Genomic DNA, 3,927 nt, shown 5'->3' on the forward strand with positions numbered 1-3,927 from the left:
GGGCGGGGCGGGCGCGAATTCCGGCAGACTGTTCACCCACCAGTTCTGCACGAAGTCGGTGTCCATCTGCGACAGGCCGGTCATCATGCGATAGGTCTTCAGCGCGCCGAGCATGAAATCCGGATCGCGGATCTGCCGCCACATCGTGGCCTCGAGCAGCGCCACCATGTGCGGCTCGAGCACGTTGCGCAGCGCGTGGTCGTAAGTGTCGGTCTGGGCGCGCACGAGCTCGGCCGAAGCGGTCGGGCCGAGCAAATTGTGGACAGCGTCCGGCGATGCGGTGCGCGCCGTCGCCACCGCATCCATCGCGGCCAGCGCCCCGTCCATCGTCGGCTGCTCCACCGAAGCAGGCATGGCGGAGACGTCGGTCAGCGGCGCCTGCAGCGCCTCGAACTGGCCGGCCTGCTCGGTGATCGCATTGCGGTTGTCGAGATAGGACCAGGTGAACAGTCCACCCGCCAGCAGGGCGGCAAGCGCGCAAGCCGCGGCCGCGCCGCGCCAAATCCAGGCGCGGCGGCGCTGCGCCAGCGGATCGAACGTGCCGAGACCCGCTTCCTTGAAGATGACCTCGGTCAGGAGATTGCGCAGGAAGAAGCTGCGCTTCTCGACGCGCGGCGCCAGCATCGCGCGGCGCGGCGGCAGTCCGAAGGAGGAGGACAGCGCCGCCGTCAGCCGGTCGATCGGCGCGCCTTCCTGTGTCGCCGAGGTCAGATAGAGGCCGCGCAGCCAGGCGGCTTCCTCGTAGCGGCTTTCGCCGAACATCGCCTCGATCAGCACCTGGATCGGCTCGGAGAGGCTGGCGAGCTGGGCCGGGAAACGGAAGATTTCCGCGCGCGATCCGAGCTTGTCCTCGTCCTCCAGGCGCGGCACCAGCCGCCGCTCCAGCTCCGTGGCAAGCGCGGCAAGCTCTCTTTCGACGGTCTTGGCGTCGATGCGGGCATCGAGCGGAAAGGTCGTCCCCCATACCTGCTCGCGGGCGGCGGTCGAGAGACCGCCGAAGAAGGCCTCGAAGCCCTTGATCAGGTCGGCCTTGGTCAGCATCAGGTAGACGGGAAGGCGAATTTCGAGGCGGTCGTTCAGCTCCGCCAGCCGGCGGCGGATCTTGCGGCCATGCGCCTTGATCGCTTCGTCGCCTTCCGAAAGTGCATCGATCGACAGCGCGACGATGACGCCGTTGAGCGCGCGCCGGCCACGATGCTTCTTGAGAAGATCGAGGAAACCCAGCCATTCCGTCGCGTCGACATCCGGCTGGCTTTCCTGCTGGACGTAACGGCCGGCGGTGTCGATCAGCACCGCATTCTCCGAGAAGAACCAGTCGCAATTGCGCGTGCCGCCGACGCCCTGCAGATCGTCGGTGAGATCGATCGGGAAGTTGAGGCCTGACTGTCGCAGCGCAGTGGTCTTGCCCGTGGCCGGCGGTCCGACGATGACATACCAAGGCATCTCGCGCAGGAATTTGCGGCCGCCGAGCTTGCGTCGCTTGAGCTCCGCCATCACCTCGCCGAATTTGGCGCCGACCGCGGCAACGCTTTCCTCGCCAGGAGTGAGCTGCTTTTCCGCCACGGGCGCGGCGATCTCGGCGACGAACATGCGGTTGGCGCGGATCGCGCGGCGCTGCGCGATGATCAGCCAGATCAGCCACAGGATGATAAGCCCGGCGATGATGGCGATGCGCACATTGTCGGAATCGAACGGCGCATACGGGCCGACCTGGACGATCGGGCCGAACACCCAGATCAGCAGCGAAAGCAGCGCGATGCCGATCAGCGTCCAAAGGAAGCGCGAAGTGAGAACCGCCCAGAGGAAGCGCAGGATGAACATCAGAGCCTCTTCTCGACCAGGACCTCGACGCGGCGGTTGAGCGCGCGGCCCTCGCGCGTCGAGTTGTCGGCCACCGGATCGGTCTCGGCGCGCCCTTCCGAATGAATGCGCTCCTGCGGCACGCCGGCCTGCACCAGAAGGTTGGCTATGGTCTCGGCGCGCGCTTCCGACAGCCGCTGGTTCGACGAAAGCGGGTTGGATTTCTGCAGGCGCACATTGTCGGTGTGGCCGACCACCGTGACGTTCCCGATCAGTTCCTGATTGGCGAGGATCACCTTGGCGATCGATTCGATCAGCGGCTCATAGCCCTGCGTGAGTGTCGGCCGCGCCGACTGGAACAGTTCGGGATTGGAAGACTGGATGACGAGCTTGGCCAGCGACACGCTCTCGGTCCCGCTCAGCGCCGGCTTGAGACCATCCGGCGCCTCGGCCTTGAATTCAGGCAGCAGCGCAAAATCGACCGGTTCCGGCTGCGGCGCCTCGGGTTCGGGCGCGTCGACCTTGGGCGCGGCGCGGGTGACGTCGCCCCGCGAGGGCGGCGGCAAAGCGCGGACCAGGGCGGAGAGCTCGACCGCCTGGCTGCTCAGCCCCATCGACAGGCCGACATAAGCAGCGGCGGCGATGACCACGGCCGCCAGCGCCATCACCCAGATCGGTACGATGAAGCGCTGCGGCTCGTCCGAGGCGATCACGCCCTTCCAGTTCGGCGACAGCGGCGCATCTTCGGCGTCGGCATTGCGCAGGAAGCGCGCCGCCGCCACGCGAACGGCATTGAGCGAGCGGTCGCCGGCGCGGCCAGGCACGCGATATTTGCCGCGGAAGCCGAGCGCCAGGCAATAATATTGCAACTCCAGCATTTCGCGGTCGCGGTTCGGATGCCGCTCCAGTTCGTCGAGCCGCGAGAAGAACTGCGTGCCGGCATCGACGTCGCCGCGCAGCATCACCACCAGCGGCTGGCGTGGCCAGGCGCTGGCGCCGCCCCAGGGCGTGTTGAGCGCGAGATCGTCGAGCAAGGCCGCCACCGCCCAGGCGGCCTGATCGGCCCGCTCCAGCGACGAGCCCGCGGCCATCGCGGCATCGCGTGCGCGCACCAGCTCCTCGAGCAGGCGCGTGCGCAGCACTTCCGGGTTCTCCGGCGCCAGCGCGCTTTCCAACTCCGGCGCGAATTCGAGCAGCGGCGCGAAGCTATTGATCAGCACATTGGGATGGGCGCGCGCGCGCTTCACCGGCGCGCCCGGCGCCAGCGGCGCCATCGGCCGGGGCGAAGCGCCCGTCAGCCTGATGCGCGTGCGTTCGCGATCCTCCGACAGTCCGAAAGGATCATCCCGGCTCATGGCCTCACCTGTTCACCGAATAGCAGTCGACCTGCGGCTCGCTTGGCAGCACGCCGGAAACGCCGATGACGAAACCGGGGGCGTCGAGCAGCGAGGCCCAATGCTCGCTCTTCTGGTCCAGCTCCAGGCACAGCCGGTCGCCGTCATAGGGAATCTCGCGCGGCTGCGAATGCAGCGGCTTCAGCGGAATGCCGGGCAGGCGCGACTTCCACAGCCCCTCGAACTGGTCGGCGGACCCGACGGTGGCCTGGTTGACGAAGATCTTGCGCAGCGCGTCTTCCGACAGTTCGGAGCCGACGCGGATGACGATGCGGCTGGCCACCAGAAGCTTCGGGTTGTCGATGCGCACCTTCCAGACATTGGTGGCATGCCGCATGACCGGCAGCGCGCGCGATTTCGGCTCGATATACCGCAGGCTGAGGATCAGCGAGCGCAAGGCGTCCGCCAGGGCCATATAGGCAGGGCCGGGCGCCATGTGGTCATAGGCCGGCAGCTCGCCGAGCCGGCGCGAGCTGGAGCCATAAGTCGCCATTTCGCCGGCGAGGCCGGCGAGCTCGAGGTAGAGCTCGGCCGGATGGAAGACATCTTGCGCCAGCATGTGGGCGAGCCGCGGCTTGGCCGCATTGGCAAGATGAAGCATCAGCAGGATGTTGTAGACAGTGACCTCGGGGGCGCCGGCCGCTTCCTCCTTGGTCAGCAGCTTGTCGGCGACCGCCTTGTCGGTCGGAACGGTCGTCTTCTCGCCGCCGCGGATCGCCGCCGCATCGAGCTT

Annotated in this window: 3 protein-coding genes; all 3 read right to left on the reverse strand. The window is 67.4% G+C overall.

Going from position 1 to position 3,927, the window contains the following annotated elements:
* On the reverse strand, nt 1-1,821 hold a 1,821-nt coding region (gene tssM / locus EOA32_RS34265), incomplete at its 3' end, for a type VI secretion system membrane subunit TssM (protein WP_128374071.1).
* Nucleotides 1,821-3,155 carry a type VI secretion system protein TssL, long form gene (gene tssL / locus EOA32_RS34270; RefSeq protein ID WP_095801005.1) on the reverse strand — a complete coding sequence of 445 codons (1,335 nt, stop codon included), beginning with the start codon at nt 3,153-3,155 and terminating at the stop codon, nt 1,821-1,823. The genes tssL and tssM, both read right to left, overlap by 1 nt.
* Before the next feature lie 4 nt (nt 3,156-3,159).
* The coding region (gene tssK / locus EOA32_RS34275) for a type VI secretion system baseplate subunit TssK (RefSeq protein ID WP_245499491.1) at nt 3,160-3,927 on the reverse strand (768 nt) is incomplete at its 5' end.

This window comes from Mesorhizobium sp. M1A.F.Ca.ET.072.01.1.1 (genome assembly GCF_004023325.1).
Classification (GTDB): domain Bacteria; phylum Pseudomonadota; class Alphaproteobacteria; order Rhizobiales; family Rhizobiaceae; genus Mesorhizobium.

Coding starts and splice junctions, on each gene's coding strand:
- tssL (WP_095801005.1), bottom strand. CDS start 3,155: ATGAGCCGGGATGATCCTTTCGGACTGTCGGAGGATCGCGAACGCACG.